The organism is Pseudomonas baetica (genome assembly GCF_051216495.1).
Taxonomy (GTDB): Bacteria; Pseudomonadota; Gammaproteobacteria; order Pseudomonadales; family Pseudomonadaceae; genus Aquipseudomonas; species Aquipseudomonas baetica_B.
In genome coordinates this window covers 14,971-29,935 of sequence record NZ_JBPKAM010000007.1, presented here as the reverse complement: position 1 = coordinate 29,935, position 14,965 = coordinate 14,971, and the positions used below count along the sequence as shown (strand labels likewise).

The following is a 14,965-nucleotide window of genomic DNA, read 5'->3' as shown; positions in this document are numbered from 1 at the left end:
GGGCTATTTGCACCCTCAAAGTGTCACACGCCGGTGAGACTGAAAGCCTTGTATTACGTGGCCTGTAGGCCGATTTATGGACTATGACGACATACAACTATTACACCTACAGCACCCTGTTCGACCGACCTTCCTGCACATCAACAGAAGCCCTTCGCATATCACATGAATTCCAAATGAGAACCATTTCCTGTGTAAAGATTGCTGATATATCTTGACATGTGCAATACACATTGACTTTCACACATTCCGTGCAAGAAAATGAAAATATGTGTTGGCAGGAGCAATTTCAATTTGCCTAACAGACAAAGCACTTCCTTCTGCCCCATCATTTGACACAACCCCTGTAACTGTTGAGGCATGTCAAGTTCCCACAGCATTGCAAATACCATCACCCACCAGAGATACACAAATCAATAAACTAAAAGTGTAATAGTATAACTATGTACGATGGTACACATTGCACAGATGAAAGCATCCAGAAGAAAGACAATCCTTTAGCCGAAGGCAAAATGGGTATACAACTCGTAGAGGTTTACCACAGCAGCGTTGCTGCAACAGAACCAATGAGCAATGCCTAGATACGACAAAGCCCGCACTCTGGCGGGCTCTATCAGTTCGGCAACGGGCTGTATCCCCAAATCGACAGGACTTCCCTGTCTGTCATCCCTTCTGTATAGCCATGGGATACGCACATCTGTACGTGCTGCACCATTGGACTATTTGCCAAGACATCCGGCCCAAACCGATTGGAGAGGTAGACGGCTGTTGCATTGAACGGCATTGGCTCAAAGGCGAAGTGAGGGAATGTTGTCTTCTGTGTTGTTGTAGCTGGATAGTTCATTGATTTGTTCCTTGATTGTTTATGCAACAGGCGTTGCTGTGGTTCCACTTCCCGGCGTGACGCCAGTGTGTTTGTGTGTACTGAAAGGAATCCCGTTGAATGTGGCTTCTCCGGTCATCGCGTAGTTTCCTGTCCATGTTGTGTTCGGGACATTGATTGTCATTGTCTGTGCTTTCAAAGAAAGACTGTTGTCCGCTTCCAGCTCAATATCTTTGGCTTTCACTTTGACAGTGAACGGACTAGCCACTTCGACGTTGCCGTCTGCCTTCAAGACAACCGTGCATTCGTTCCCTGTTCCGATGTTGTGCGTGATGGACACATCATTTGGATCATGAGGGAAAGTGTATTGCGTGTTGTTTGCTCGTTTGCTGTACGGAAATGCAATAGCGTCTTGTGCGTTGAATCGACGATAGTCATTCACTTCTGTTGGCAACATCTGCTGACCATTGGAGATTTTGAAATTGTCGATTGATGAACTACTCACTACGCAGACAACAACATCACCAACTTGCACAGGAAATGTGATAGCGGATGTTGAGCTTGATGGCATAACGAGAGGAACGCCCAACACAGGTACATCGTCTTCTGTGTCTCCGTCGGCGTCATAGCGTAGTGTGAGCATCTGCACATTAACTGTGAGATTGTTCATATCCACACCAGTGACACGAGCCAAGAAGCATTGTTCTGCGGCGTGGTTCTCTGCTCTGATTTGATTGTTGATCATTCCAAGAATGTCAGGCATATCTATTTTCCTTCTATGTTATTGGCGTTCCCTCTTGAGAAATGTCAATCTGATTTATGTCAGTTGGCTATCAAGCTGATGTGTTTTGGAGCATCGTTTGGAACTGTGAATGGGTTGTGCGGAATGTCTGGTGTGGCTACTCTCTTCACCCAGCTATCTCTTGCTCTTTGAGGAGCTACAGGAGCTTCGATAGAGAGTGAGCCTATACGTTGCGTAGTGTCACCACCAAGGCTCCCCACAAGAGCCGCTAGAGCGCTTGCAAGGTCTATGCGTTGAACGCCTGTGATGTGTTTAGCGTGGTAGTTGAGAACATGAAGAATGTCAGCAGATACAACATCTTCTCTGTACGCTTCTCGAATTTCATAATTCATTGTTGTCTCACTTCTCCATGCGCATTGGCACTGTTGCGAATGTTGGTGATGGGAGGGACATAGTTCTTCATTTGCAAAGGAACTTGAATGTCCACATATTGCTTGAGCTGTGTACTGCTGCTATCAATTCGCGCCTTCAATGCCTCGCTCTGTCTATCCAGTGCTTGCACCAACTCTGCACGATAGCGAGACATGTCCTGTTCTCTTTCACTCTGGTATTTGTTGAGAGTTATGTGTGCATCAAATGCCATATAGACACAGAACATCATCACCACAAAACATGCTGCAAGAAGCCAACCCCACACACTGACACTCATTACTCTATCAATGTGGGGAATTGTCATTGTCCGTACCTGTTTGTTTGTTGAGCTGCTGCACTACTGAATGTGTCTTCAAGTTGCTTCTGTGTGATTTGTGCAAACTCAAGACTCATGGCCTTTGCAATCTCTTCAGGAGAGTGCGTGCTACCTTCAATCGTGATGTTTGGAGATTGCACAGTCACAGTGTTTGTCACAGTAGTTGTGTTGGTCACTGCTGCTGGCTGAATTGCAGGAGGGTTGATAGCAGGCGAATACTTCATGAATCCCATCTGTGCCTTTGTTGAAGGAGGAATGAGACTTGGAGTCATTGGAACTACAAGAGGCTGTGCAGGAACTGTGGAGTTTGGTTCTTGCGACTTCTGTGGCACCTGCATAAAGTGTTGAACTGAGGTAGTTGGCCTCTTCTCTCCCGGCTGGATCGGACGAACTCCTGCACCCGGTTCAGTCTTCAAAGGTGTTTGAGGATATGAAACTTCGTATCCAAATTGCTTGGCAACCCACAAGAGAGCATCAACAATCTGATTCAATCCACGAGCGATGAAAGCAAGTTCTGTCAGTGTGCTAGACCAGAAGTTAGCCAACCCATCAAATGCACCTTCACCTTCTTTGGTGCCAGAAATATCACTCCAAATCTTTCCGAGAATATCGCCAAGCTTCCCAAAGTCTTTATCAAACTGTTCAGATGCTTTTGAATAACGCTCTTGAGAATCTTTGCTGACATAGCCTTCTTTTTCTTGCTTGGCCGCATCGTTTGTGCCGTTCATCACATCAATGAATTTGATAAGAGACTTCGTAGCGGACGTTAGACCATTTACAAATTCTGTAGAACCTTTGGCGAAACTATCGAACTGCGGCCCCAGAGATTTGAGCAGTTGACCAATAGACTCATACAGCGGCCCTGTAGCTTCTTTCAAACCACTTGCGCCATATGCGTGCGTCAGGTTTTCTGACATTTGGTTACTGATTCGATTCTTGCGGGATTCTTGGGACTGTCTTGCAACATCCAATGCACCACCATCGTTAGCGTGTTGCCCTAGAATGATTCCGAGTTGCTTCATGAACGAAACTAGAACGTCACCTTTGATCTTTCCATCTTTACGATCTTTCATGAATTGATCAGCAGCGGCTTGACCTGTCAGTTTCCCACCGATTGCCTTCTGATATGCTTCTGCACCGAACTGGTTGGCATTTGCCCCAAGGTGTTCTGCAATCTGTCCTGTCCATTCTTCTGCATACAATTGGTTCTTACCGAGAGCCTGCAACAGACCACGGTTCAAATTCTTCATCTCTTCGCCGGTCATACCTTGAGCTTTGCCATACGACATAATGCCTTCGGCTGTCTTCTCGGACTGATCAACACCCATTCGCTTTGCAAGAGCGCCTGTCAACTTCCCATAATCACGGCCACCTTCGTTTGCATCCAGCCCCAGGAAATTTGAAAGCTCCTGATAACGAGCCTCCATGCGCTTCGCACCCTCTTCACTGCCAGAGGCCGCTTTGAATTGTGCGTTGCGGAGCTGTTTCGCGTTATCTGCCTTCTCTGCTTCTGAAACAAACTTGTATGCAGCAGCAGTCATTGCAGCGATAGCGACAGCAGCCCCTGTTGCAGCCGTAGCTAGACCACCGAAACTTGCACCAGCTCCAATACCAAGGCTGGCACCACCACCAGCGCTGCTAGGACGGCTTGAGGTGCTGTACGAGCGTCTACCACCGAAGCCACCGCTGTTATATGCCATGCGTCCAGCGTGACCAGAGAGGCCACCAGAGAGGCGGGAATACCCACCACGCCCTGTCCCACCGCCACCATGGAAAGGGTTACGGAATCCTGTACGGGCTTGAGGTGTTTTTGCACGTAGAAGACGTTCTGCACGTAGTTGACGGGCTTTGATTCGTTCCTCAAGGTCTGACAGTCGAAGACTCTTCATCTTGTTCTGTAGCAAAGCTCCTTGGGCTCTGATGTTGTCAGCGTCTGCTTTGCGTTTGGCTGTTGCAGCAGCGATTGCAGATGCTTGCTCTGCTTTCTTCAACTTGGCTTGTTCGAGTGCTTGCTTTGTTTGCAGCGTGTTCAACTTGGCTTGTTGCTGTTGTGTTGCAAGAGTGAATTTAGATGCCTGCATCTGTGTTGCAAACTCTGCTTTCTTCTGTTGTGCAAGTTTATTCAAAGCACGCCCATCAGGAGATAGGTTCTTGCTCAATTTGCGTCCAAATGCATCACTGAGACGCATCAACGCACGTAGTTTGTGTTCTAGTCTGTCAATGGGGCGAGTATCAACACGAATATCAATATCGCCCGTGAGCTGTACTACGCTCTCTTCAATCATGTTTGTTTATCCTCGTATGGGAGTTCTCGTTATTCTTTTTCTGTGTGCAGGAGAGCGTGCAGGCGTCCAACTACTGGAGCTTCTTCTTCCACTTCTTTTCCTGATTCCGGTTCTACTGGGGCTTCTGGCTCTGGCGTCATGGAAGCAGCTACGACAGCAGTTGCAAACAGTGCATTGGCTACGTCATTTTGTGTGACTGGAATTGAATCTACAGCTACTGCAAGAGCATCCATCACATTTACAAACTGTTCACTGTTCATGAACTTGTCTACAGCCTTCACATCGGAGTAGCTGACAGTGGATAAAATGGACTCGCCAAGACGCTTGCCGTAGTCTTTGAAGTCTGCTTGTGCAATCAATTCCTCTACAAACTCTGGATCATTCATCCCAGCCAAACTAGAACGTACAGCCTGTTCAGCGAATGCGTGGAAGAATTGAAGCTGTGCACGTGTCATCTTGACCTTGCCATGTTCATCTAGTTGGAGTTGTTCACATTGTTCTGTCATCACTTCGTCCCTTTAACGTATTTGGCTTTGAGAATGTTTACAGTGATGTCAAATGTTGACTTTGTTTCTGGCACTATTTTTTCTACAGAAGCTGTCTGTTCAAGTTGTTCATAGGCTTTCTGAATAACGTCATCTACTTTCGCCTGAAACACCACAGCGTCAAACTCACTAGCTGTCATGCCGATGGATGCTAGGACGATCTTGTTGATTCCATCGTCAGTCGCTGTAATGTCGCTTTTCTGGATAACTGCACGACGGCGTGCAATTTCATTAAATCCGATTGTCATTGTCTTTATCTCTTTTCTTTTTGATTAGTTGGATGTTGGAACACTATCTACAAGCTCAATAGCGAGAGCAGTAGCAATCTCAGCGGAATCTAGAGCATCACTGGCAGCAGAAAGGAGGTAGTGCAGTGATGCAATCTCTGTTTCCATCTGCATAACACGAGTTTGAAAAGCTGCATTCATTTCAGACAGGCAGTGATATTCATACTTCGAAGCTTCAAGTTGTTCTGTCAGTGCCGATGCTTCTGCACGGGCAACAACGAAGTTTCGGGATGCTTGAGCTTGATGCTCAACAGCATCTTTTGTTTCTTCTTGAGCAATCAGGAAAGCTTGCATTGTGTCTTCTTGCAGGGTTGCTGCTTTAGCCAGTTCAACAGAAACATTCTCTGCTGCATCTACTTGGTTGCGTAGAACCAAATCCATGATGATGTGGTGTTGGCCGCTTGGAACGCCATCAATGAGGCGAGTGATTGTTGCTAGTTGGTAGTCATTGCACATGGGTGTATCTCCTGTGATGGATTATCTAGATAGACGGGGATTTATTTGTGTTTGGGAAATTGCTTCGAAGGGAGCATTGCACTCCCCTATTGTTTTAAGCTGACAATCCAACTAGATCGAATGTAATCAACGAACCTTCATCTGTAATTGTGACGGCTTCGGATGCTTCAAGCTGGCGCTTCTGTGTGAAGTCTTCCATTGTGATCTTGGCAATCACCTTTGGAATGATTGAACGCTTTTTGCGTGGCTTCTTGGGAACTGTCGCGAGGAAGATTGCACGTGTGTAGTCTGATGTCTTCGCACGATGAGCAGGAACAGGACCGGGAACTCGTTTTGGTGTTTCGAATTTCACGCCTTCCAATGGAACTAGAGCTTTCATTTCCTCAATGAGCTGTGTCACCACTTCAATGTGTTCATCAGGGAAGTTAGCTTGAATAGCTGCTGACAGATATAGTTCAAGCGATGGTAGAGCTTTACGTGAGCGTCTTGCTGCACGTGTGATAAGGGTGTCGGCTGTTGGTGCATTTGCCATTTATGTGTTTCCTTTATTCATTTGTATTTTGATTCACGGCGGGAGTCCTTCTCTTCGTCTCGCTGCTTGTCTGTATGTCGTTGTTTGCGTCGTTCTGTACGGCGTGTATGTCGGCTGTCTGGTGTATCGTCTTCGTAATAGCTCATGCTGCAATATCTTCAATGCAGAATGGGCTACGGAAGTTCTCAATGTCGTAGCAATATCGCTTCACAGCGACAACAATATCGTTGTCACATGTAGCGTCTTCCATATCCTTCAAGAACTTCAATTTGAAAATCTCTTCACGAGGATCATCAATCACATGAAGAGCCTTTAGGCTCTCCATCAATGTCCAACGCCAGCTACCAATGTGATAGCGGTTTTCAACACATTCGTTTCGCAGTCCATTGATAATCATTTGGCTGCACGCTGTTTGGTTGCTGTTTGCTTCTCACCCAAGATACGTGCACGGATAGCTGCAACACGTTCTGCTTGCTCTGCTGCAAGAGCGGCTTGTACTTCTGCTTCAATTGCTACCTGTTCTTCGGCTGCTTCTTTCTCTGCTGCTTTATGGGCGTTGGCTTCTACTTGTTTGCGGTAGTCAACTTCGGCTTGCACCTTCAAGGCTGCGATATCTGCTTCACGCTCTGCAACTGGTTTAAGCATGTAGAAACGGAAACCTGTCCCAACTTGAGATACAGCGATTGGACTATGTGTGTAGCCTTCTGCAAACAGTTCATCACGGCGAGCAAAAGTTGGTTCCAGTCCAAGAACGAACAACTCAACAGCAGCGGCTGTAGCGCGTATAGACGGAAGAGCGTAGACATCTACAGATGATCCGTTGTAACGAGTGATGCTGTTGGCGATAATGTCGTCTAGGGTGGTTTGGTTGAAACGTGTGTCTGTAGTCATGTTATGTTTTCCTTCTATGTTGTGTGGGATGTTATTGGTTTAGATTGCCAAGTCGGCGTATGGTTTTGTTTGTTTGTCGTCTGGCTCCGTGTTGTGGTACAGGGCCAGAAGTTTTGCTTTCAACTTCACAGCTTGCTCCGCGTTGAAAAAGTCAAAGCAGGTTTGATCTTCTTGCGACAGCTTCGGTAAAGGCTTCGAACCTTTCGTGTAGTCGCTGATTTCTCGTGCACTGGATGGTGTGTATCGAATAGACATTTAAATCACTCCTTCATATGGGCGGACAGAAAAGTATTGGTCAATGTTGTCGTCTTCGTTGTCATCTGGATAACGGTTATTTGCAACGAAGATCATTGTCTGATGTGTTTCATTTCCATCTTCGTCTAGTGTGGCTAGAAAGGCTTTGCACCATTCAGTGTCTGTAAGTGGTTCATTCATTCTGTGCGCCCTCCGAAGATGTAACCGAAGATAAATCCAGCGGACAGGCAACCAACTGCTGTGAGTGCGATAAGTGTGTAAATCATTTGTGTTCTCTCTTTGTGGGAATTACGGGAGGGTTTACAGCGTGTGTTCTACATTTGCTTCGTTGATGGATAGATCAACAAGTTTTCGTTTCTTTGCACGAGCTGCCAACGTTCTGCACGAAGCAGGAGCGGGACAGTAGATTGCTCGTGATGTTTTAGATGGGAACCAAGTTCCACAATGTTTGCATTGACGCATGACAGCGGCCACGATAAAGGCTCCTTCTGGTATCAGGGTATGTTTGAAGTGTTGGGGGGTGTTTGGGGGTTGAGGTGTTGCGGAACAAAATCCGAGTACAAAGAAACCGCCCATATAGGCGGAAGCTTGGGGAGACATTGAAGTCTCTCAACGATGTTCTTTCAGATGTTTGTTTCGAATAGGTCCCGGCTGATCGACTCACAGCGCCGGGGACTGGTATGGAGGGTATCCTGAAACCCTTGAGTCAACATAATGAATGCTCTGATTCACTATGCCTTCATTTGAATATGTGACAATGACGCGGACTAGTTCACCATTGTCGGACAGAGAATGTATTCTCCACCCACGTGCATCTTGCAATCCATTCAGACTAATAAAAGGTTCACTGCAAGAATGCATGTTCGAGAAGTTGTCCGTGTGTGAGCATCTTCACGGAAAGAGTTGGGATCAGGGAAATGGGGTATCACCCGAACAGCTAATTTGACAATCGCAGGGAGGAAAAGAACATATGAAAAGCTCCTCTACCTTCTACTATCATTATAAACCATAACATGTAATACGTCAACAACTATATGTCGTTTTTGTCAACTTTTTCGACATCAATTTCATACACCATGACGCTGATTGCACATAGAACGACATACAGTCGTACGTGTTGATTTTCATGTATGTTTTATGGTCGGACCATTGAAGCTTTATTCATATGTGCGAACGACCTATAAAACTACTCACGCTCTACAACCCCTGCAAACCATGATGTTTGTGAACCCTCTTGAGAGCGCCTGCAAGGCGTTCTGCTTGTGCATCCGCACTCACGTTGGGAGTCTATGAACGTGTGCCCTACAAACGCTTGTGAGCTGCTAGGCGTTCCGCCTGTGAAGCTACCAGTTACAGAGGGTATTCAATAAATAAAAATATATGGTCATACACTCTACAGATTGTTCTATGTCGCCTTCGGCAGAAGGAAGCGTATACCCTCTTGCCTTTGGCTAAAGGGACAACCATCTGCAACCTTGAACAACGGTGTGGGTGTCACACTTTTTGAGGGTGCAATTCCTCTGTAAGCCTTGAACGACGTGGGCTGTAGCCACGCATGGATACTATGACAACATACAACTTCTACACCTAGTTAGGCGTTCTCGGTCATCTGCTCTGTCGAGATTTTCGGTGAGCTGCTGTAAAAAGTCGGCTTTGATTAACGGACGAGAGAAATCATGGCGAACAACGATGGGTTATCACGACTGGCGTCCCTAACCACGAAACTAAAAAATGAACGTCGGTTGCTACTCGAAAAGCTCGAAGCCCTTGAGAAGAAACTAGTGGACTCAATGGGAGAGCTGGGCTGCTACGGCACGAGCAACAGCGTGATGTTGGAAAGCTGGTTCTATGAAGAAAGTGACAGAGCTGGCACTACGACTGGTTGGTTAGCGTTCGACGGATCGAAACTGATAGTGAGAACCGAAAAATACGAGGACGGATGGCCGGAGCCAGATTGGAACGAATATTCCCTTAAAGAAATTAGTCCCGAATGGCAGGTTTTGTTGAGTAGACCGGTGGTTCTGGAATCGCTCATAGACAATATTTCAAGCCAGCTAGAAGCAGAACACGACACCATCACCAACACGAACGAGCGGCTAACCGAATACGTGGCTGCGGAAAAAGCGGCGATTGACGCGGACCTTGAACAACATTTTGAGCAGCACCCTACTTTGCTTGAGTCTTGGCAGAAGGCGCAGAAGGCTGTAGAGGTCGATCCAGAGGATTCAATCGCTCGCAGTTGCTCACATGCGGAAACAGTCATGAAAACCTGTCTCAAGCAGCTCGGGGACACCGGGTATGAAGGCGATGCGGTGCAGGGGCTCACTTCCCGCGTTGTGAAGAAGCTTCGTGGGGCGGGCTGTCTAGATGAAGGGTCTTTACAATCCTTGAAAGGTATCAGCACGATCTTCCACGGAATCGGCACTCTCAGGAACTCTAGCAGCACCGCTCATGGCAAAAACGCTGGATACACCCCGCCTACCCCAGTGCTAGCGCAGCTCGTTAATCATCTTTCCGGGGCTGGTTCAGCGTTCGTACTAAAACAGACTGAAAAGGTCGTACAGGGTGAGCAGAAACCCGAATAGTGGTGGCCCAGGGCGAAGGTGTGATGGTTTTCTTGGAGTGCCTTTGCTTGGAGCTGGATTCCCCGCTGGGGAGTCCCTTTATATAATGCGACCCTAATACCGGATTCGATATACAAACCTGTATACCGTGCACGATATATCCCCGTAGCCATTGGGGTGGACTGGTGTAATGTGCCTTCCAAGGGAACGAAAGAAGCCCGCTCAAGGCGGGCTGTGTGGAGTCTCTGCGAGACGATCAGGTTAGGCTGTAGTGTGGGCGCTTCTGCACGTATGGCTCTGCATCTGGATCGCGTTGCACCAATAGCTCCTGTAGCTGCTCCACAAGCACACCAGCGCCTGTGAGAGAGTCAAGGGCACGTAGTGTGTTCGGTAGGTCTAGATCAAGCTCAGACGCAATGTGAGAGGCGCTGTACCCTGTCTCTGGTACATCGTCCGCCAATAGCAGCTTGACGATATTCTTTTTGTTGGTTGACCAGCGGAAAGGAACGGGCTGTGGGTCAAAGTAGATTGTTCTATGTTTGTTGCCTTGAAGTGTGAATGTCATTTATCTATCTCCTGATAGTTGGTGGTGCATTGAGAATGTCCCATGCACGAGAATGCACACAGGACGAGTTGGAATTGTTTCGCATGTGGGATTTGAAACGGGAATGTGCGTAGCGATTAGAACGGTGGGTTGAGGTATGAAAGATCGCTTGGGTCCTTTTTCAATGCTCTGCACGAAGGATAAACAGGAGCATCAACATATGTTCCCATCAGCCAAGCATCGAAGTCTTCGTCATTTGTAAAGACTGGAGCGTGGTATTCAACCACAGGATTTGTAGCAGCTTTGTGTGCAACTTGACGTTCTTGACCATGCAGGGTGTAGATCAACTCACCTACGGCGGCTTCCATTACACCAGCGTCCAGACCTTGCAGGAGGTCGAAGAGGCATTGAACATCATCATCACCCAGAGTTACAGCGAGGCGGCTACTATCGTGCTTGTAGACGGCTACAGCGATATGTGGGAGCAGGAATTGAAGCTCTTCACGGAATTCAGCATGACGCACAAACTCAGCAACAAGCATATTTGCTTCTGATACACGAGAGAAGGAAGGCTTGAAAGGAATCCTGCCAGAAAGCTCAATGAGCGCATTTGAAAGGTCTTGAGTTGTTGCACGCTTGTTGAGCAGCAGAACAACATACTTGTTGTGTTCTGGATTATCGACTTCAACAAGAGCTTCTAGCTTGGCTAGAGTGGTGACACGCACGGAGTCTTTCAACTTCACTTTCTTCACGAAAGTTTTGAATGTTGCTTCTCCAATATAGGCAATGATTCTGTCGAGCGTGATTGAACGTCCAGCATCACCGGCAACATCGTTCAATGGGTTCAAGGAAGCTTTTGCAATGAATGTCCCGCTTCCTGTCGCTGTCAGCGCTGCGGCCTTGTTCTTCTCAGACGATCCAACAAAGATATTTGTAGCGTCGAATGTCCCAAGGCGTGTTGGGTGTGCTACAGGGGCGACATGGCAAACATGGTAGCTGTTCACGCCAGCGACGATATTGGCTCTCATACGAGCCGTGACGACCTTGTATGTGTCTTCAAGGGCTTTGGCGTTGCCTTTCAGATGGGTGAACACTTCAAGGGAGCCAGCACGGATAGCTTCATCGATCAGAGTTTGGCAGAAGTGGTTTGAGCGAGGGATTGTTGTTTCTGTGGTGGCGCGGCGGCGTACATTGTGAGCTTTCAGTTTGCAGGATGAGCAGTATTTGTCTGTTTTGCGTGTTTGGCGGAATCTGCCTTTGCAACCTTCGGCTTTCAGGGAGCAACGGATTTGGGTAGCAGCGGTTTTAGTCTTTTGTACGGTCTGTGTCATGGCTTTTGGCTCCTGAATGGATAGCGGATTGGATTGGGGATGTTGCAGATGTTGTTGCTTCGGCTTCTGCCTGTAGGCGAGCCAGATAGATGTCTTTGCAAACGCGGGAACATGTGGCCGTCACTTTCTTAAAGGAACGAACAGAACCACAAACTTTGCAGACACACGTTTTGTTAGGCGACATGAATGAATCTCCTGATTGGCTGGTGTGGTGTCGTATGGGATGTTTGATTTGTGTTGCTTATGTCACCGGGGATGGCGACTGCTTTCAGAGGGTGAAAGCGTGTAGAAAACTGTTTCAGTTCCTACATAAATATGGTACTACACAATCTCTAGCTGTCAATAGGCAAGCAGATAAATATGTGAAATACTTTGCTGTTTTCTACAGGCGAATAAAAAGGGAGCAACCATGTAGGCTCTCCCTCTTTCACATCACCAATCACACATGTGTGCATCATCGCGATTGATAGGCGTATGGGTTAACATCTGCTGCGCTCTTTGTTGCATTAGATGTCTTCTCTTTTCCTGCATTATCGCCGGGCTTTGTGCCCTTCTTCGTGGTGACTCCGTTCTGGCGTCCTTTGTTGTTTCGCACTGCGATAGAGATAGCTAGCTGATCTGTGTAAACCACTTGTTCCATCTGCATGTTTGGAAACAAGCCCTCCCCTGTATCTGCATCTTCTGTGAAAAAAAGATTTGTCATCACAACACTATCCCATGTACGGGACACCAGATTGGTGTTGTATTCAACGAGAGTAAATGATTCACGGCTCTCTAGGAGATAGATCAAGTCCAACCGAACAGCGTGGGCTGTTTTCACTTTGGTTTGGGGAGTTACAGTAACTGTTGGGATTGCGTTGGCTGTGAACTGCGATACAACTTCTGGCAAGAAGCTACGCCACTTGGCACCACCAGTTGTGACAACCACAGGCTTTGTTGTCTGTGTATCGTTTGTGAACTGCTTCTCTGTAACGCTTCGCCATCCTTCGTCATCTGGACGATTGAGGTTGAAGTCAGCGTCAGACAGTACAGCTCTGATACTGAATTTCTTGTTGTCCACTGTGGTGTGGTCGCTCACATAGCTTCCACGCGATAGCGGGTGTTTGGAGACTGTAGCGGTGTACTCTTCTGTAATTTCCGTGATGGCGTCAAACCATAGAACGTCTCCGTTCTCTCTACGAATTGCATATGTCATTCTTATGTGTCCTGTAATGGGAATATGGGAAAGCCTCCACAACGTGACACGCGGGCTCCTGTGGGGCCGTATTAGCCACATGGAGTGTTTTGGTGATACAAAGGGAGACTTTATGGTGTAGATCGCCTCACAGCGGCTTGTAGAGCCTCACAGCTATTCTGTAATGGCGTATGCACTGGAAGACGTTGTGTTGCGGGGATGTTTCAGAGTGAAGCGATTGTGTAGCTGTGCGCCCTTGAGAAAATCACTCGTCAGTGATTCGCCCATGATGTGTTCTACCGCGTCCGGCTTTGCACGATCAGGCTATTTGGAACTTCACAGACTCAATCATTTTTCCCGTGTCATACAACGGGTCATTGAATCCTTTGCGAAGGATTGTTGCAGCACTTTTGCTACCCGGATAAGCGTCAATAGTGGCTTGCATGATTTCTACAAGACGTTCCCCGAGCTGGCGTAGCTTGTGCTGCATTGCTTGCCCTTTGATCGCAGCCTTGAAAACTTCCGTCAAGCCATGCTTGATTGCTGTCTTTGCGTAGCTAGATTCAAAGGTGTCATTCATGAAGGGTCTTGCAGGACTCCGATATGTACCAAATTCGTTGAACATGGCTACTTCAGCTACAGGAATACCCGTATCATCATATCTATCTTCTGCAAAGAACCCCACTTGAAGTTTTGTGCCATCTAAAGATTTCAATCGTCTTTTGACAGCCTTGAGTTTGTTCATGTTGAGTTTGAGCATGTGTGTATCTCGGTTTGTTGCGTACTACGTCACACGGGTTTGGCGCTCTACCAACTTTGGATTTTTAGGGCGTTGTTTCCAGTCATCGTGACGGCCTAGACACGCATAGGAGCAATAGCCCATAAGGTGTGATATTTGCACTAGTTGCCTACAGCATGGGCAGTTCATTTTGTGTTTCCTTATGTTGGTGCATTAGAAAGTTTTATCAGCGAGTCTGTAGCGTCGTAGAAGGCGTATTCACCACGCTAGATGTGCTAGATGATGTGTTGCCATTGCTAGTAGCTCGTGTAGACGTTGACGATGGTTCAATTAGCCTCTCGCCAATCAATTGAGTGACCTGCGACACAAGATCGTTTGTGCGAGCCTGTTCAGCTCGTAGAGCGTCGATAGAAACATTGATTCTCTTCTCAACACGATCTAGCAGAATGTCTTGTTGCTGCTGCACGTATACTTTTGTCGAATCTTGAACTGCAATAGTAGCGTCTTGCACTTGACTCTTCGTATTGAAGTGAGCAAATGCAATAGCAACGAAGAACAACAGAGCGGCTATAAACGCATACATCCCGTGATAATTGTTGTGTTGTGTTGGCATGTGGGTGATTCCTTGTTTCATTTCCCCGCGTTGTGGTGCGTGCCTCCAAAGGATCGGATGTTAGCAATCGGGGTGTACTGTGTGAGACGTTCATCAAGAAGCGCCATGAAAGCCCTTTTGCTACGTCCGCTGTAGTCGAGTGTTGCACTCCCAACAATTCCAAGCTTTATAGCTTTGGTCATGAACTGGTCTACAGCTTCAAGCAAAAAGGAGTTTCCAGCATAACTAATGACCACACCCTCTTCTGTTTTGAACCAGAAGAAGTGATGTCCAGTGATGCCGGGGTGTTTGCGTTGGATGAACATATTGAATGAACGGCACAGACGGGGCATGTCGATTCGCCCTGCCAGTGTGTACATAACTGTTGCTAGTCCAGCGTTGTGCAACCCATCAATGTGGGCGGCGAATGATTTATGGATCGACATATTGTCTCCTG

General features: G+C 47.2%; 19 protein-coding genes. 1 reads left to right on the top strand and 18 read right to left on the bottom strand.

The window, feature by feature from the left end:
* Positions 1–613: 613 nt before the first annotated feature.
* The 13 genes from ACSFE6_RS04815 to ACSFE6_RS04755 all read right to left on the bottom strand — a co-directional run bounded on the left by ACSFE6_RS04815 (position 614) and on the right by ACSFE6_RS04755 (position 7,744).
* Positions 614–844 (bottom strand): hypothetical protein, encoded by a 231-nt coding sequence (locus tag ACSFE6_RS04815; protein ID WP_435426516.1) that lies wholly within the window; start codon positions 842–844, stop codon positions 614–616.
* A 19-nt stretch (positions 845–863) separates the two neighbouring features.
* Complete coding sequence (locus ACSFE6_RS04810; protein ID WP_435426515.1) at positions 864–1,586, bottom strand: Gp138 family membrane-puncturing spike protein; 723 nt, start codon at positions 1,584–1,586, stop codon at positions 864–866.
* Between the two features lie 59 nt (positions 1,587–1,645).
* Positions 1,646–1,957, bottom strand: coding sequence for a hypothetical protein (locus tag ACSFE6_RS04805; RefSeq protein WP_435426514.1), 312 nt, complete (start codon positions 1,955–1,957; stop codon positions 1,646–1,648).
* Complete coding sequence (locus ACSFE6_RS04800; protein WP_435426513.1) at positions 1,954–2,301, bottom strand: hypothetical protein; 348 nt, start codon at positions 2,299–2,301, stop codon at positions 1,954–1,956. The genes ACSFE6_RS04805 and ACSFE6_RS04800 overlap by 4 nt, the downstream gene beginning before the upstream one ends.
* Entirely contained in the window at positions 2,298–4,598 is a 2,301-nt protein-coding gene (locus ACSFE6_RS04795) for a hypothetical protein (protein ID WP_435426512.1), read from the bottom strand. Before ACSFE6_RS04795 ends, ACSFE6_RS04800 begins: the two co-directional genes overlap by 4 nt.
* A gap of 29 nt (positions 4,599–4,627) precedes the next feature.
* Positions 4,628–5,104: a DUF7375 domain-containing protein gene (locus ACSFE6_RS04790; RefSeq protein WP_435426511.1), complete on the bottom strand. Its 477-nt coding sequence runs from the start codon at positions 5,102–5,104 to the stop codon at positions 4,628–4,630.
* Complete coding sequence (locus tag ACSFE6_RS04785) at positions 5,104–5,391, bottom strand: hypothetical protein (protein ID WP_435426510.1); 288 nt, start codon at positions 5,389–5,391, stop codon at positions 5,104–5,106. Before ACSFE6_RS04785 ends, ACSFE6_RS04790 begins: the two co-directional genes overlap by 1 nt.
* A gap of 24 nt (positions 5,392–5,415) precedes the next feature.
* Positions 5,416–5,886, bottom strand: a complete 471-nt coding sequence (locus tag ACSFE6_RS04780) for a hypothetical protein (protein ID WP_435426509.1) — start codon at positions 5,884–5,886, stop codon at positions 5,416–5,418.
* 94 nt (positions 5,887–5,980) lie between these two features.
* The gene (locus ACSFE6_RS04775; RefSeq protein ID WP_435426508.1) at positions 5,981–6,418 is read right to left on the bottom strand and encodes a hypothetical protein; all 438 of its coding nucleotides are present in this window, start codon (positions 6,416–6,418) and stop codon (positions 5,981–5,983) included.
* A 142-nt stretch (positions 6,419–6,560) separates the two neighbouring features.
* Positions 6,561–6,815 (bottom strand): hypothetical protein, encoded by a 255-nt coding sequence (locus ACSFE6_RS04770; protein ID WP_435426507.1) that lies wholly within the window; start codon positions 6,813–6,815, stop codon positions 6,561–6,563.
* Positions 6,812–7,309, bottom strand: coding sequence for a hypothetical protein (locus tag ACSFE6_RS04765; protein WP_435426506.1), 498 nt, complete (start codon positions 7,307–7,309; stop codon positions 6,812–6,814). The genes ACSFE6_RS04770 and ACSFE6_RS04765 overlap by 4 nt, the downstream gene beginning before the upstream one ends.
* Before the next feature lie 39 nt (positions 7,310–7,348).
* Complete coding sequence (locus ACSFE6_RS04760) at positions 7,349–7,564, bottom strand: hypothetical protein (RefSeq protein WP_435426505.1); 216 nt, start codon at positions 7,562–7,564, stop codon at positions 7,349–7,351.
* Positions 7,565–7,744 carry a hypothetical protein gene (locus ACSFE6_RS04755; RefSeq protein ID WP_435426504.1) on the bottom strand — a complete coding sequence of 60 codons (180 nt, stop codon included), beginning with the start codon at positions 7,742–7,744 and terminating at the stop codon, positions 7,565–7,567.
* A 1,496-nt stretch (positions 7,745–9,240) separates the two neighbouring features.
* Here ACSFE6_RS04755 and ACSFE6_RS04750 point away from each other — a divergent pair.
* Positions 9,241–10,149 carry an abortive infection family protein gene (locus ACSFE6_RS04750; RefSeq protein WP_435426503.1) on the top strand — a complete coding sequence of 303 codons (909 nt, stop codon included), beginning with the start codon at positions 9,241–9,243 and terminating at the stop codon, positions 10,147–10,149.
* Between the two features lie 660 nt (positions 10,150–10,809).
* Here ACSFE6_RS04750 and ACSFE6_RS04745 read toward each other — a convergent pair.
* The 5 genes from ACSFE6_RS04745 to ACSFE6_RS04725 form a co-directional block, all read right to left on the bottom strand.
* Positions 10,810–12,003 carry a hypothetical protein gene (locus tag ACSFE6_RS04745; RefSeq protein ID WP_435426502.1) on the bottom strand — a complete coding sequence of 398 codons (1,194 nt, stop codon included), beginning with the start codon at positions 12,001–12,003 and terminating at the stop codon, positions 10,810–10,812.
* 454 nt (positions 12,004–12,457) lie between these two features.
* Positions 12,458–13,198: a phage baseplate protein gene (locus ACSFE6_RS04740; protein WP_435426501.1), complete on the bottom strand. Its 741-nt coding sequence runs from the start codon at positions 13,196–13,198 to the stop codon at positions 12,458–12,460.
* A gap of 298 nt (positions 13,199–13,496) precedes the next feature.
* Positions 13,497–13,937: a hypothetical protein gene (locus ACSFE6_RS04735; protein ID WP_435426500.1), complete on the bottom strand. Its 441-nt coding sequence runs from the start codon at positions 13,935–13,937 to the stop codon at positions 13,497–13,499.
* Between the two features lie 205 nt (positions 13,938–14,142).
* Positions 14,143–14,529, bottom strand: coding sequence for a hypothetical protein (locus ACSFE6_RS04730; protein WP_435426499.1), 387 nt, complete (start codon positions 14,527–14,529; stop codon positions 14,143–14,145).
* A gap of 17 nt (positions 14,530–14,546) precedes the next feature.
* Positions 14,547–14,954: a hypothetical protein gene (locus ACSFE6_RS04725; RefSeq protein WP_435426498.1), complete on the bottom strand. Its 408-nt coding sequence runs from the start codon at positions 14,952–14,954 to the stop codon at positions 14,547–14,549.
* Between the last annotated feature and the right edge of the window lie 11 nt (positions 14,955–14,965).